Here is a 13,884-nt window from a genome sequence, read left to right as displayed (position 1 = left end):
TCCGTCATGGGCCCAGAAGGGGCGTGACAGCTTCATGATATCCAGGAAGGCCAGGGCCGCTGACCAGTCGGAAATCACGTTCAGATTGAACGCAAGCTTGGGGTCGGAAAGGCCGAGGCCAGGGACGGGTTTGGGAACGGGGTTGGGGGGGGCTGCCTCTTCGGCCCTCAGGGGGGCGGGGCCAAGGGCCAGCGCAGAGACGAGCAGCGTGAGGGGCAGGACGCGGGACTGGGGGCGAGATCGGGGGCGGGCATAGAGAGGCCCCCGCCCCTGCCCTGCCCCCGGCTCGGCCTGCCCTTCCGTCCCCTGATCCGCAGCCCCCTGATCCGCCGCCTCCTGGCGCCTGAGCCGGGTTTGCGCGGCCAGGGTCCCCGCGATCAGCCAGGTCACCGGCGTCAGGGTTCCGTTCGAGATCGAATCCATCAGGTTGGCCACGAGGATCAGGGCGAGCCCGGCGACCTCATGGCTTTGGTCATGGCGCTTGCGCGTGACATAGAGCCAGAGGCAGCCCCCGCCGAGAAGCCCATAGGTCGCGATATAGCCCAGCCAGCCGCTCACGCCCATGACGATGACCCAGGCCCCGTCGGTGATGCTGAGATCCCGCCCGGTCTCGGGATCATAGACCCGGGAGCGCCCATAGCCGCCCCAGCCGGTGAGCGGTTTCTTGTTGGCGTGGTGCAGGAGGATATCCTCGTTGCGCAGCCGGAAATCCAGCGACTGGGCGCGGTCGGGGCTGAAGGTCTCGGCCAGGCGGGTCAGCGTCTCGGCCGGAACCAGGGGGGTGGCGCGCACCATCGGATAGGCCAGGAGCAGGGCGGCCAGGATCGCGGAGGCGAGGAGCTGGATGCGGATGGGCAAGAGGAGGAGCGGTGCCAGGATCAGGAAGATCAGGACCGCGCCGAGGGAATTGCACAGGAAGAGGACGAGGGCGAGGACGAGGGCCGCGAGGATGGCCCTGCCCCGCCCGAGCCCGGCATTGCGGATCAGGACGAGGGCTGCGAGCGCCGCCAGGGCCATGAAGAGCGCCAGCCAGAGCCCGTGTTGCAGGAAGACCACCGGCCGATAGCCGAAGCCGCGGATCGCCTGGTCGAAGCTTTGCCCAAGGAAACCATAGACCTTGTTGCTGATCTGGGGGCTCATGCGCAATTCGTAGAGGATCGGCAGAAGATAGAGCAATCCGCCGAAGACGAGGACGCGCAAGAGGATGCGCGGCGCCTCGGGCCGGGCCATGACCCTCTGGGCGAGGAGGAAGGGCAAGAGCGTGACGATCGCGATCTGGACCGCGGAGAGCGTGTCATAGAGCCCGAGGCCGGGCAGGACCAGGGGGCCGAGGGAGATCCATTCCTGGTTGTTCCAGGTCGTCAGGAAGGGGCCGAGGATCAGGAGGAGGAGGAAGGCCAGGAAGACGCGGGGAAGGGGAAGGGGAGCAGGGGCCCGCCGGTCGGATGGGGCGGGTCTGCGACGGGGCCCCGGGGGGGAGGCCTCTCCGGACCCCATCGCTGGAACCGTCGCGGGCGGGGTTGGGGAGGCCCTGCGGGAAATGGGCGGGGTCCCTCTTTGCCGATCGGTCTCCGGCCCCATGAGCAGGAGGAGCAGACCCGCCGCGAGAGCCGGGATCAGGTCCTTGTTCAGGCTTGGCAAGACCGGGAGATCGACCCCCACCCCGAAGGGCAAGACCAGGTAACCGCCGACGATCGACCAGCACAGGGCCTCGGGCCTGGAGAGCCTGCGGAAGAGGAGGAACACCACGACGGGCCAGAAGAAGAGCATGAAAGAGGCGAAGGGATTGCCCATGCGCGATGCCTGACCCTGTGTTCTGCCCCCTGCCCGGCCCGGGCGGCGGTTGTGATGCCTTGTGGTCCTGCTATAGTCGGGCGGCAAACTTGGCTTGCCGGCCCAATGCCTTGGACAATGACTGAGCCCAGAAAACCACAGGAAAGCGCCGATTGTCAAAGGATGCCCACCCCGGTCCCGCCCCGGTCCCGCCCCCCCTGCCCGCAGATGTCGTGGCCATCGTCGTGAACTATGGCACGGCCGAGCTGGCCTTGCTGGCGGTCGAGAGCCTTCTGGATCATCCCGACCGCCTGGCCGGGGTGCACCTGGTCGACAATGCCTCGCCGGGGGAGGATGGGCAGCGGCTGGCCGAAGCGATCGCGGCGCGGGGCTGGGGGAGCCGGGTGACCTTCCGGGCCGAGACGGTGAACCATGGCTTCGGGCGGGGCAACAACCTGGTGATCGACCGGCTTCTGGCGGGGGAGGGTGCGGGGCGGAAGGTCTTCCTGCTGAACCCCGATGCCCGGGTCGAGGGCGCGGCGGTGGCGCGGATGGCGGATTTCCTGGACAGCCATCCCGAAGCCGGGGCGGTGGGGGCGCGGATCCGCAAGCCCGGGGCGGATGGCATCGCGCGGCCGGTGACGGCGGCCTTTCGCTTCCCCTCGCTGGTCTCGGTCTTTTCGGATGCGGTGAGCTTCGGCCCCCTGGCGCGGCTTTGTGCGCGCTGGCAAGTGCCCTTGCCGGCCGAGATGGCGACGGGGCGGGTCGACTGGGTGGCGGGGGCGGCGGTGATGTTCCGGCTGGAGGCCCTGGCGGAGGTGGGGGGCTTCGATCCGGACTTCTTCCTCTACTACGAAGAGGTGGAATTGATGCATCGCCTGGGCCGGGCCGGATGGCAGACCTGGTACCTGGCCGAGGCGGAGGTTCTTCATGCCGAGGGGGCTGCGACCGGGGTGAAGAGCGGCGAGGCGCCGCGGCGGCGGCCCGCCTATTGGTACCGGTCCTGGGCGCTTTACATGGTCAAGACGCGGGGGCGGGCGGGGGCCTTGCTGGCCACGGGGCTTTGGCTTCTGGGGGCGGGGGTGAATGTCGGGCTTTCGGCCCTGCGCGGGCGGAAGGCGCATCTGGCGCCGCGGTTCTTTGCCGATGTCCGGACCCATGTGCTGGTGCCTCTCTTGCGGGGAAGGAACTTGGGATGATGCGCCCTGACGCCTCTGTCTTCCGGCCCAACCCGGGCCTGGCCAACATGAATCCTCCAGGCATCGGCTTCTGGGCCCTGGTGGCGGAGGATTTCCGGACCCATGACGGGGATTGGCTGAGCCAGGGCTTCTGGGCGGTCTTCTGGCATCGGTTCGGCAATTGGCGGATGGGGGTGCGGGTGCGGCTCGTGCGGCTGCCGCTCTCGGTGATCTACCGGGCGATGGCCAAGCTTTGCGAATGGATGGGGGGGATTTTCCTGCCCTATACGGTGCGCCTGGGGCGGCGGGTGAAGCTGGAGCATTTCGGGGGGATGATCCTGGTGGCCCAGGCGATCGGCGACGATGTGATCATCCGGCAGAACACGACCTTCGGGATTGCGCGGCTGAGCGACCTGGAGGCGCGGCCGGTGATCGGCGATCGCGTGGAGATCGGCGCCGGGGCGGTGATCGTTGGTGGTATCTGGGTCGGGGATGGGGCCGTGGTGGGGGCCAATGCGGTCGTGGTGCGGGATGTGGCGCCGGGCAGTGTCGTGGGCGGCGTGCCCGCGCGGGTGATCGGGGGTCGGGATGCATGACCTGGCCGCCGTGGTGATCGGGCGCAACGAGGGGGAGCGGTTCCTGCGCTGCCTCGCCTCCTTGCGGGGGCAGGTCGGGCGCGTGGTCTATGTGGACAGCGGGTCCTCGGACGGCTCGGTGGCGGCGGCGCGGGCGGCGGGGGCCCTTGTGGTGGAGCTGGCGCGGGACGCGCCCTTCACGGCGGCGCGGGCGCGGAATGCGGGCTTTGCGGCCCTGGGGGCGGAGGTGCCGGAATTCGTGCAGTTCCTGGATGGCGATTGCGAGATGCGGGCGGAGTGGCTGGGGGCGGCCTTGGGGGTTTTGCGCGACCATCCGGAGGTGGCCGTGGTCTGTGGGCGGCGGCGGGAGCGGTTTCCCGAGGTCTCGGTCTACAATCGGCTGTGCGACCGGGAATGGGATACGCCGGTTGGAGAGGCCCTGGCTTGCGGCGGGGATGCGCTGATCCGGGCGCAGGCCTTTGCGGCGGTGGGGGGCTATGATCCGGGGCTGATCGCGGGGGAGGAGCCGGAGATGTGCGCGCGGCTGCGGGGTCAGGGCTGGCGGATCTGGCGGATCGGGGTGGAGATGGTGCTGCACGACGCGGCGATGCTGCGGTTTGGCCAGTGGTGGAAGCGGGCGCGGCGGGGCGGCTTTGCGGCGGCGCAGGGGGCCATGATGCATGGCGGTGGTCGGGACCAGGTGCGGCGGGCGGTGGCTTGGGGGGCGGGGCTGCCGCTCGTGATCCTGGCAGGGATGAGCGTGACGCCCTGGGCGGCGGTGCTGGCCCTGGCCTGGCCCCTGCAGGTCGCGCGCCTGGCCCTGCGCCTTGCGCGCGAGACCGGAGCCTCTCGTTTCGCACGCGAAACCTGGGAATGGCCGGTCTTCATGACCCTGGGAAAGTTTCCGGAGGTTTTGGGGGTGGCGGAGTTCTGGCTGGGTCGCGCGCTGGGGCGGAGGCCCGGGATCATCGAGTACAAGTGACGCGTCACTTCAGATGGCGGCGCCAGATGACCTCCATCCGGTTTCGAATGCGGCAATGCCAGGCTTCGAGCCGGAGCCAGCGGGTGAGTTTCTCGCCGAAGTAAAGGGCGGCGCCATATCTTTCGATCCCGAAGCGCCAACGCCCCAACCGGTTCACGACACCGAGCCGCAGCCTGCTCATCAGCCCCGGGGTTCGGACGGGGGCGCTGAGCGCATAGCCGCGCCGCAGCATCACCTCCGCCGCCCGCGCCTCGAGGTCGCGGATCTCGCGCGGGTTGGACTTGCGCTTCCACTGATCGATCAGCCCGGGGTCGGGCGGGCCGTAGCTGCTGGTGGCGTGATAGGTCAGGATTGCGCTTTCATAGGCACATCCGATGAAGGCGCAAACCCCCTCCAGCACCCTTGGCAGATCCAGAAGCAAGTCTTCGTAGCGCAGCTCGTGAACCTGGCCCGGATCGAGCCCAGGCGCCACGCGATCCCAGGCCTCCTCCGTCTCCAGCCAATGCCCAACCGCATGATAAAGCGTCGCATCCCAGCCCATGGCGACAGAGGACCGCGCGACATCGCGGGGATCGCGCACCAGGTGGATGATCTTGGCCCCGGGAAGGATCGCGACGAGTTTCTCGACGTTGCGATGGATATTGAGGCTCACGATGCCCCCGTCGGCCCCAGCCTTCAACTGGCGCAGGAAGTCCCGAAGCAAGTCCAGGCCGTCCTTCTCCGCAGGCAGGGTCAGGCCACTGGCCCGGTAGATCGCGTCAAGCTCGAGCTCTTCCCGATCATAGCGCCACCCGGTCGGATGGCCTGGGTCCGGTTGGAGGTGATCGAAGAGAAAATCCCGCTCTCCGCGGTGCAGGATCTGGGGATGCGCATCCAGCATCAGCCGGAACATCGTCGTTCCCGAGCGCAAGGCACCATAGACGAACAGGATATCAGTGGGCATGGCTCTGGTCTTTCGGACGGTTCATGACTTGGGCAGGAACCTGGGCAGCGGCACCACCACTGCCCGCAAGGCATCCTGCAAGCGCGCCTCTGCGGCGGAATCGCTCTCGCCGGGACCGATCGGCGTGATCAGCCGCACGATCGCCCCATCGCTGCGCCCCGTCTCGAGCTTGGACAGCGTCATCGAGAGCTTGGCGTAATAGGACGAGGCGGTCCGCACCCCCTGCTGGTCATACCAGTAATAGACCAGCATCCGCTCCATGCCCTTCTGGATCACTGTCCGGTTCAGCGTGAAAGGCGCGCCCTCCACCCCCTCGGGCGCGGGCACCGATTGCAGGCCCGCGATCTCCCAGCCGGCCGAGGGCAGGCAGATCGTCGGCGAATGCGTCCCCCCCGTCATCTGGTCCTTGTACCAGGCCATGAAGAGATCGACGGGCTGACGCTCTCCGGCCTTGGTCAGGGTGACGGAGTGGTAATCATCGGCCGCAAGCACCTTGGCGACCTGCGGGTCGAGGCTCTGCGGCGACGAGGCCACCCAGGCCCCGAGCTGCGCGGGGAAGGCATGGAAGGGCTCGCGCGCGACCTCGACCATGGGGCGGGGCGGGATCACGGCCCAGGCCAGCGCCCCTGCCCCCATGACCAGGGCCGCGACGATCAGCGCCCGCGAGGGCTCGATCAGCCGGATGCGCTGCGCCTGGGCCCAAAGCCCGTCGAAATCCAGGTCCAGCGCCTCGACCACGCCCATGCGCTGCGGGTTCAAAAGCAGCATCACCCGCGCCAGGCCAAAGAGGATCGCCACGCAGGCCACGAAGATCACCCAGCCCTCCATGAAATGGCTGACCCCCTCGACATGTTCGATGCCATAGCGGTCGACCACGGCGCCTGCGATGGCGATGCGGACCGAGTTCATGAAGACCGTGATCGGCGCGGCCGAGATCAGGAGCACCGCCTTGTGCCAGATCGGGCCCCGGTAGAGCACGGCGAAGATATAGGAAAACGACAGGATCGGGAAAAGATAGCGCAGCCCCGAACAGGCCTCGGCCACTTGAAGCTTGTAGACGCCCAGGTCGATGATGTTGCCATCCAGGAAGACCGGGACCGAGATCTGGTGCAGGAACCAGACGCCAAGGTTCGAGGAGACCCATTGCAGCCAGGTCGAGAGCCCGTAATACAGCACGCCGGGCAGGGGGAGCATATAGACCAGGTGCAGGACCGGCGGCCAGAACTGCCGCCCTTGGCGCCAGCCAAAGGACAAGAGCAGCATCCCCCCGGTCCAGAGGATCATGGCATAGGCCGCGAAGTCGTCGATCTGCAAGAGCCGCCCGATGCCGCCCAGCACCATGGCCAGAAGCACGACCGCCAGCCCCGCGCCCCGGTCGCTGACAGGCCCCATCCGGACCGGCACCCGCTTCAGATGGCGCAGGAAGAGGAACAGCGACAAGAGCGGGATCAGGGGCCCGTGGGAATATTCCGGCAGGGCCCAGGCCTTGGCCAGGGATGTGACGCCCGTCTGGAAATAGACCCCGGCCGAGAGGAGCGCCAGGAGGAACCAGAAAAGCCCCATGGGGCGGATCACGCCCCGGGCGGAAGGAGGGCTGTCAAAAGAATCCGAGACCGACAAGAGAACCCTTTCACCGCTGTACCCACCAGGTGGCAATCGCCAAGGTTGTAGCAGGTTGCAAAAGATTACTCAATTTCGCGGTTTCCCCCCGCGCAGGGATCGGAGGCACTCGGCGTCCTGGGGGTGGCCAAAGAGGCTGAAGGGCGGGCCCCATCGCCCGACCGCGACAGGGCCTATCCCTGCAAGAGACCGGCGTCGATCTCGGCCCAGAGGGTCGTGAGCCTCTCGACGGCCTGCGCTTCGGAATGGGCCCGCCACATGAAGGCGGAGGCGGCTTCGCGTTTCGCCTCGAGGCTTGCGGGCGCGCTGCGCCAGAGCTGGACGACCTCGACCAGGGTCTCGAGAAAGGCGATGGCATCGCCATCCGCGATGGGAAAGCCGGTTTCGGAGGTGAAATATTCCGCGCCGCCGACACCGGTATAGCCAATCACCAGGCTTCCGGTGGCCATGGCCTCGGCCGGGGGCAGGCCGAAGCCCTCCTTCTCCGAGAAGGCCAGGAAGAAGAGGCTCTCGCGAATGAGGCGCTGCGCCTCTTCCTCGGAAACGCCATCGATCGGAACCAGCGGGATATCGGCCAGGGCCGGATGGGCCTGGATCAGGCGCGTCATGATCCTGACCTCGGTTGCGCGCCGGCGCGGCATATAGGCGATCTGCATCTTCTTGGCGGGATTGAAGGTCAGGCCGGGCTTGCAGACCGGCAAGAGGATGATGGGGCTCGGGCGGGCGAAGGCGAAGCGAACGGCCTCGGCACAGGCCCTGGAGGCCGAGAGAATGGCATGGAAATCCCGTGCCCCCCGCCCCGGAAGCGGGGGATCGCGCAAGAGGCTTTCGAGCAGCACCATGTAGCCCTGAACCAGCAGGATCTGCCTGCGGCCGGCGAAGGCCTGCGAGATCTCCGGATACATGAACTCGGGCAGGACCAGGATGTCGCCGTCCTGGGGGCGCCAAGGCTCCAGCGCGGTCCTGGACCCCAGGACGGTCTGCAGACGCGTGCCCCAATGGTCCCGGGCCTGCCGCAGCCTGTCCCTCAGGCCCCGGGCCCCGACCCCGCGGCGGAAAACGCGGTCCAGATCGGGGCTGTAGAGCGGGACGCCCGTGACCGGACGCGAGAAGAGCGCCCCGTCTCTGCGGCCCAGAAGGGGCACGGCCTCATGACCGCTCTCGCGCAGCTTCTCGACCATCCAGAGGATGACATTGACGCCGCCCGTCGGTTTGCGCACCGGAGGAATGACGAAAAGATAGCGAGGCCGCGGCTTCGAAGGTCCAGGATCCTGCATGCGAACTCACTCTTTCGACTGTCGGGCTTCAGGCATAGCGGCCGCGCCCGCATTTGCCAAACCCGCATTTGCCGGAGATCATTTCCGCCTGGCCCCCGGGGCCAGGGGCAAAAGGATCACTCCCGCAACTGGTTCAGAAGCCCGATGATCTGCATCTGCAGATGGGCCGTCAGGCGGGGTCCGCGGAAGGTCATGTAGCCGAGGCCGGTTTCGACGAAGAGGCCGGGCAGTTCCTCGGTGCCGTTGGGGGGGAGGCGGGTGGCAGAGGGCAGAGCGGCGGCTTGGGGCTTCTTCGGGGCGAGGAAGGCCTCCAGACGCTCGATCTCGCGATGGGGTTGCAGCGCGGGGTCGGCCTCCAGGCTGTCGGCGATGGCCACGGCCAGGCCGGTGTCCTGGTCCAGCGCGCGCGAAAGGCTCAGGCCCAGCCGCTCGGGGATATGGTTGGGGAAGCGCAAGACCCCGTCCAGGGCATGGACGATGCGGGAGAAGGAGCCGATCTTCGACCTCTTGGCCTTGGAGGCCGGGGCGAAGAGCCGGGCCAGCGCGGTTTGGGTGTCGGGGAAGACGCCCTGTTCGACCGTGCGCAGGATGATGCGGGCGCGTTCGTAATAGGACAGGCCGACGCGGAGCTCGTTCTCTTCGACCATGGCCAGGTAGGCCGTGGCCGCCGTATCGGGGCGGCGCAGGATGGCCAGCGCCGTGGTGAACTGCGCATCCTGCCGCGACAGGCGCCGCAGGGCCGTCAGCCGTCGCCAGCCCGAGATCAGCCCATAGCGGCCACCGGGCAGGGCCGTGACCTCGATCGGAACCTGCTGACCGCGTTGGCGCATCGAGGCCATCAGGGCCTCGAGCTCTTCGGGATCGGCATGGACGCGGTCGCGCACCAGGTAAGCCTCGTCGATGATGTCCAGCGGCAGGGACAGGACCAGGCGACCGCTCTCGCGCGCCAGGGTCATCTCGCGGGCAATATCCTCCAAGGCCGCCACTGCCGCGCTGTCCCCGGCAACCCGGGCGATGGGCGGGGCCCCCAGGGGGGCGAAGAGGGCAGGGGGCTCCTGGGCAAGGGCGGGCTGAGTCTCGCCCGCCTCGAAGCCGTCATCGCCCCCAAGACCCATGGGCAGCGTCAGGCGTTTGCGTTTGGCCATGTCATCCCCTCCGGTTTCGCGTGCGAAACATCATGCCTTGGCCGCCAGTTCATCCCGCTTCCAGGCGCCGATCAACAGTTCCTTGAGGCCCGCATAGGTTTCGTCGAAGGTCGCCCGCCCCCGTGCATAGGTCTCGCGGTTGAAGTCGCGGTAATCCGCCTCGTAGATCCCGTTCACGCTTTCGCCCGCCTGGCCGATCAGCGCGGTGAAATCCTGCCGCCAGGGAGACAGCGTGCGGCCCATATAGGCCTGGATCAGCCCCGCCATCTCGGCCTGCTGGCTGGCGTCATAGCGCGTGATCACCGCCCGGACCGCGTCCCATTCGAAATTCAGCTCCGGCCGCCCCAGGGCGCGGGCCGCGACATTCTCCCCCTCCTCGATGGAGCGGAAGGTCGAATGCAGCATGTCGAAGAAGCGCCCCGTCGAATCGAACTCCAGGAAGGACGCCCCCAAGGGCACCAGGAGGATATCCGCCGCAGCCAGGCCGTTGATCGTCAGATAGCCAAGCGCCGGCGGCGTATCGAGGAAGATCACGTCATACTGGTCCAAGACCCCATCGGCCGCCAGCACCTCCGTCAAGGCATCCCAAAGCTTCCAGCCCCGCGAGGCCATGCGCCAGACCGGGATCTGGAACTCTGCCCAATAGAGGTTCAGCTGCGCCCCGATCAGGTCGATATTCGGCCAATGGGTCTTCTTGATCACATCCTGGGACCTGACCTTCAAAGCCTCTCCCAGGGTCTCATCCATCGCATGGGGCGCCTCGCCGCGATCCACCCGGCGCTGGTTTTCCGCCCGCAAGGACTGCGCATAATGCCGCGCGAGCAGGGGAAAGACCGTGCCCCATTCATCCGCGACCCGGGCGCCAAAGATCGAGCTCATCGAGCCTTGGCTGTCCAGGTCGATCACCAGGACCTTGTAGCCATCGAGCGCCGCCGACATGGCCAGATGCGCACAGGTCGAGGTCTTGCCCACGCCCCCCTTGAAATTGGCCACCGCCACGATCTTGGCCGGCAAGCCTTCCGGCCGCCATGGCAGGTATTCCTTGGCCTTCGACCCCTCCGCCCCGAAATGCGCCCTGAGCCGCAAGACCTCGTCCAGCGTGAACCAGCGCGCCCCGCCTTCCGTATCGGCCCGCCCCTGGGGCAGGTCGGGATTGGCCCGCAGAACCCGGCGGAAATGCTGAACCGCCACCGGTATGAGGTATTTCGTGATCTCCCAGGTCGAGAAAAGCCTCAGCCTCTTGGCCCCGCTTTCATCCAGCCCCCGCCCCGCTAGGTCGTCGCGCCCCCGCCTGCAGGCCTCGGCAATCGCCGCAAAGGCGGCCGTATCGGCGCCATTCCCCAGGCCCTTGGCCGCCTTCTCCGGCGAGAGGTTGAAATAGGGCGGCAGGTTCTGTTCGACCATCTTCAGCCTCATGTCACGCGTTTCTCGCAACATACCCAAAAACACGAGACATGCAAGGATTTCGCGAACATCGACAGGAGCTTCCCAAGCAAATCAAGCCTTTGCCCCAGGCGCCTTCCCCGTCCTCATCGCCTTTTTTCCCCCATCCCGCAAATTCTTTCGTTATGAATTGGTTAGAAAAACAGTTACACCCCCCGCCACGCCCCCTATCCCCTTCCGATCAAAGCCTTTTCCTTCCCCCCCCGACTCTGATCCCACGATGATCCGACTCTGAAACCCCGATCCTCCGACTCCGATCCCCCGATCCCCATCTTGCCCGAATCTCCCCCGCCCCCTAACCTCCCCGTCAACGAAACAACGATAACAAATCGAGCAGGCACATGAGGCAGGGCACTCCGGCGCCCCTCCCGATCTTCGGGGATGGGGGGATATGGCGACCATAACCACACCCGATTTCTTCGTTTGCGATTTCTTCGGCGCGGCCCCGAAACACGACCTGGCCGCGATGGAGCATCCGCTCTTCTCGCTCTCGACCCGTCCCGACCTGCGCGTCGTGACCTATCAGCACAATGACACGACCATCACCGTGACCCCTTCCGTCAAGGGCCGCGCCACGATCTTCGATGCCGATATCCTGATCTTCTGCATCAGCCAGCTCATGGCCGCCATCAACGCAGGCCAGGCCACCGCGCGCCGCCTGACGCTCACCGCCCATGACCTGCTGACCGCCACCGGCCGCGAGACCTCCGGCGATGGCTATGCCCGCCTCCGCGAAGCCTTCGAGCGCCTGGCAGGCACCCGCATCACCACCAACATCACCACCGGGGACATCGAGACCACCTCCGGCTTCGGCCTGATCGAGGCCTGGGAGATCGCGCGCCGCACCCGCGCGGGCCGCATGATCTCGGTCTCGGTGACGCTCTCGGAATGGCTCTACCGCGCCGTCCTGTCGAAATCGGTCCTGACCCTCTCGCGCGATTACTTCGGGCTGAGGAAACCCCTCGAACGCCGCCTCTACGAGATCGCCCGCAAGCACTGCGGCCGCCAACCTGAGTGGCGCATCGGCCTCGAGACCCTGCTCAAGAAATCCGGCTCCACCTCGCCGCGCCGCGTCTTCCGCGCCATGCTGCGCGAGACGATCAAGGCCGATCTCCTGCCCGATTACCAGATGCGCGAAGAGCCGGGCGACATCTTCCTCTTCACCCCCCGCGCCCTGGTCGAAGAGACGAGGCCCAGCCTCGCGCCTTCCAGCCCCGCGCCATCCAGCCCGCGCCCCCTCTCTCCCGCCACGCTGGAAGAGGCCCGCCGCCGCGCCCCGGGGGCGGATGTCTATGGCCTCGAGGCGCTGTGGCGCGCGGAACTGGCCCAGGCCCCCGCCCCGGCCCGCGCCCGGGCGCGCAAGACCCCGGATGCCGCCTTCCTCGACTGGCTCACGCCCCTGTCCTGAGCGGTGCAGTCCGAGTTGGGGTAGTCCGGGGCGCACAAAGCAAAGCCCCGGCCCTTTCCAGGACCGGGGCTTGCGATGACCTTGTCGAAGGAGCTCAGCCGCGGCGCTTGCGGCGCAAGAGCGGCAGAAGCACGACCCCGCCCAGCAGCAGGCCCGCGGCCGGAACCGGGACCGGCTGGATATCGACCGTGATCGAGGACAGGAAGAAGTTCGTCCCGCCCTTGGCCCCGATGGCGAAATCGCTGCCCACATAGCCTGCCGTGCTCAGATCGAGGCTCGAGGTCGGATTGGACACATTGATCGTGCCGGTCGGGTCGAAGGAATCCGGGCCCTGGGTGGCGAGGTCGCCCGAATTCGCCTCCAGATTGGCGCCGAACTTTTCAAAGACGACGATCGGGCCATTGGTCGTGTTGAAGAACATCTGCGTGAAGCCGACGCTGATCAGCTTGACGCTCTGGCCGAAGGTGAAGCTCAGCGTCTCGCGGAAGCCGGAGGAGCTGTTCAGCTTGTCGGTCCCGGTCGGGCCGAGCGGGGTGCTGTTCAGCACGACGCCCAGGCCCTGGGACTGCGTGCTGACACTGCCACCTGCGGTGAAGGTCTTGTTGTTGCCGCTCGGGGGCAGGACAAGGGGGTCCGCCACGTTGAAGCTGCCCGAGCCGACGTTCAGCGTCAGGCCGGAGGAGAGGTCGGTGAAGCTGAAGGTCGAGCCCGACCCCGAGCTCATTCCGGTGAAGGTAAAGGTCACCGGCGCGGCTTGGGCCGATGCAAGGCCAAGCGCCAGGGCGCCGGCGGCAATGATCGTCGTAAGAATGTTGCGGCGAAGCATGGGGTCACCATCAAAGGAGGGTACGGGTATTTTCACTCATATTTGTAGCAGTTTGGTTGCTTTTCTCAACTAGGAAACGAGTGCCCCGGCCCCTGGCTGCGGATTTTCGCCTTTCGCGCAACATCGCCGCAACAGGTTAGGCATTCCGAAAGGAAGTTCTGCGTGACTGCAGGGGCCAAGGCCCCGCACCTGCAGGAGGTGAACATGCCGCTCGTCTTGATCCTTTCCGGCCTTGTCCCGGGCCTTGCCGCCGCAGGCTGGGCCCTGGCCTCGGGCGGAGGTTTCCTTTTCAGTCTGGGGGTTTACACCCTGGCAGGCGGCTGCGGGATGCTCTGCGCGGCGGGGCTTGCCCTGGCCCGCGCCCGCAGCCCCGCACCGCGCAGCGGAACGGGGCCTGCGCCCTGGAACCTGCCCTCGCGCTGAAGCCGCCCGCGCCGTTCTTTTGGGCGACCTATTGTTGCCATATTCGCTGGTAATCCCCTCCCGACAGGTCTCGAGTCGGTCCATCCGAAGAGGTTTTCCATGGTCTCGCAGAATGCGACCCCCAACTCCGTTTCTGACCCCGTCCCCAACCCCGTTCCCAAACCCGTCCCTGGCCTCGGCCTTTCCGACCCCAAGCTTGCGTTCAACCTGAACGCGATTTCCGACTGGTCAGCCGCCCTGGCCTTCCTGGATCTCATGAAGCTGTCGCGTCCCTTCTGGGCCTATGACTGG

13 protein-coding genes are annotated in these 13,884 nt (G+C 67.1%); 6 read left to right on the top strand and 7 right to left on the bottom strand.

The window, feature by feature from the left end:
* The coding region (locus GV832_RS20965) for a hypothetical protein (RefSeq protein WP_168776820.1) at nt 1-1,794 on the bottom strand (1,794 nt) is incomplete at its 3' end.
* Between the two features lie 152 nt (nt 1,795-1,946).
* Between GV832_RS20965 and GV832_RS20960 the strand changes: the two genes are divergently transcribed.
* From GV832_RS20960 to GV832_RS20950, 3 genes are read left to right on the top strand one after another with little or no spacing between them, the layout of a single operon-like run.
* Nucleotides 1,947-2,972 carry a glycosyltransferase family 2 protein gene (locus GV832_RS20960; RefSeq protein WP_168776819.1) on the top strand — a complete coding sequence of 342 codons (1,026 nt, stop codon included), beginning with the start codon at nt 1,947-1,949 and terminating at the stop codon, nt 2,970-2,972.
* Complete coding sequence (locus tag GV832_RS22460; RefSeq protein WP_290427071.1) at nt 2,969-3,547, top strand: serine O-acetyltransferase; 579 nt, start codon at nt 2,969-2,971, stop codon at nt 3,545-3,547. Before GV832_RS20960 ends, GV832_RS22460 begins: the two co-directional genes overlap by 4 nt.
* Nucleotides 3,540-4,508: a glycosyltransferase family 2 protein gene (locus tag GV832_RS20950; protein WP_168776818.1), complete on the top strand. Its 969-nt coding sequence runs from the start codon at nt 3,540-3,542 to the stop codon at nt 4,506-4,508. Before GV832_RS22460 ends, GV832_RS20950 begins: the two co-directional genes overlap by 8 nt.
* A gap of 4 nt (nt 4,509-4,512) precedes the next feature.
* On the opposite strand, the gene GV832_RS20945 is transcribed toward GV832_RS20950, so the two are convergent.
* From GV832_RS20945 to GV832_RS20925, 5 genes are all read right to left on the bottom strand, one after another.
* A complete protein-coding gene (locus tag GV832_RS20945; RefSeq protein WP_168776817.1) occupies nt 4,513-5,451 on the bottom strand; it encodes a sulfotransferase family protein in 939 nt (312 codons plus the stop codon).
* A 21-nt stretch (nt 5,452-5,472) separates the two neighbouring features.
* The gene (gene xrtD / locus GV832_RS20940; RefSeq protein WP_354002001.1) at nt 5,473-7,026 is read right to left on the bottom strand and encodes a VPLPA-CTERM-specific exosortase XrtD; all 1,554 of its coding nucleotides are present in this window, start codon (nt 7,024-7,026) and stop codon (nt 5,473-5,475) included.
* 218 nt (nt 7,027-7,244) lie between these two features.
* Nucleotides 7,245-8,291 (bottom strand): glycosyltransferase, encoded by a 1,047-nt coding sequence (locus GV832_RS22610; RefSeq protein ID WP_168776816.1) that lies wholly within the window; start codon nt 8,289-8,291, stop codon nt 7,245-7,247.
* 173 nt (nt 8,292-8,464) lie between these two features.
* Complete coding sequence (locus GV832_RS20930; protein WP_168776815.1) at nt 8,465-9,493, bottom strand: ParB/RepB/Spo0J family partition protein; 1,029 nt, start codon at nt 9,491-9,493, stop codon at nt 8,465-8,467.
* Between the two features lie 30 nt (nt 9,494-9,523).
* The gene (locus tag GV832_RS20925) at nt 9,524-10,909 is read right to left on the bottom strand and encodes an AAA family ATPase (protein ID WP_227754595.1); all 1,386 of its coding nucleotides are present in this window, start codon (nt 10,907-10,909) and stop codon (nt 9,524-9,526) included.
* A 418-nt stretch (nt 10,910-11,327) separates the two neighbouring features.
* On the opposite strand from GV832_RS20925, the gene GV832_RS20920 reads away from it, so the two are divergent.
* A complete protein-coding gene (locus GV832_RS20920) occupies nt 11,328-12,344 on the top strand; it encodes a replication initiator protein A (protein WP_168776814.1) in 1,017 nt (338 codons plus the stop codon).
* A gap of 94 nt (nt 12,345-12,438) precedes the next feature.
* Here the strand turns inward: GV832_RS20920 and GV832_RS20915 are convergent, their stop codons facing one another.
* The gene (locus GV832_RS20915) at nt 12,439-13,170 is read right to left on the bottom strand and encodes a hypothetical protein (RefSeq protein WP_168776813.1); all 732 of its coding nucleotides are present in this window, start codon (nt 13,168-13,170) and stop codon (nt 12,439-12,441) included.
* Nucleotides 13,171-13,374: 204 nt separating this feature from the next.
* Between GV832_RS20915 and GV832_RS20910 the strand changes: the two genes are divergently transcribed.
* Together GV832_RS20910 and GV832_RS20905 are read left to right on the top strand one after the other, a co-directional pair.
* On the top strand, nt 13,375-13,593 hold the full coding sequence (locus GV832_RS20910; protein WP_168776812.1) for a hypothetical protein: 219 nt from the start codon (nt 13,375-13,377) through the stop codon (nt 13,591-13,593).
* A 99-nt stretch (nt 13,594-13,692) separates the two neighbouring features.
* Nucleotides 13,693-13,884, top strand: a 192-nt coding sequence (locus GV832_RS20905; RefSeq protein ID WP_168776811.1) for a hypothetical protein, incomplete at its 3' end; no start/stop codon positions are given.

The sequence above is a fragment of the Stagnihabitans tardus genome, from assembly GCF_009925085.1.
Taxonomy (GTDB): Bacteria; Pseudomonadota; Alphaproteobacteria; order Rhodobacterales; family Rhodobacteraceae; genus Stagnihabitans; species Stagnihabitans tardus.
This window is presented reverse-complemented; position numbering and strand designations above follow the sequence as displayed.

Coding starts and splice junctions, on each gene's coding strand:
- GV832_RS22460 (WP_290427071.1), top strand. CDS start 2,969: ATGATGCGCCCTGACGCCTCTGTCTTCCGGCCCAACCCGGGCCTGGCC.
- GV832_RS20950 (WP_168776818.1), top strand. CDS start 3,540: ATGCATGACCTGGCCGCCGTGGTGATCGGGCGCAACGAGGGGGAGCGG.
- GV832_RS20945 (WP_168776817.1), bottom strand. CDS start 5,451: ATGCCCACTGATATCCTGTTCGTCTATGGTGCCTTGCGCTCGGGAACG.
- GV832_RS20930 (WP_168776815.1), bottom strand. CDS start 9,493: ATGGCCAAACGCAAACGCCTGACGCTGCCCATGGGTCTTGGGGGCGAT.
- GV832_RS20925 (WP_227754595.1), bottom strand. CDS start 10,909: ATGAGGCTGAAGATGGTCGAACAGAACCTGCCGCCCTATTTCAACCTC.
- GV832_RS20920 (WP_168776814.1), top strand. CDS start 11,328: ATGGCGACCATAACCACACCCGATTTCTTCGTTTGCGATTTCTTCGGC.
- GV832_RS20915 (WP_168776813.1), bottom strand. CDS start 13,170: ATGCTTCGCCGCAACATTCTTACGACGATCATTGCCGCCGGCGCCCTG.
- GV832_RS20910 (WP_168776812.1), top strand. CDS start 13,375: ATGCCGCTCGTCTTGATCCTTTCCGGCCTTGTCCCGGGCCTTGCCGCC.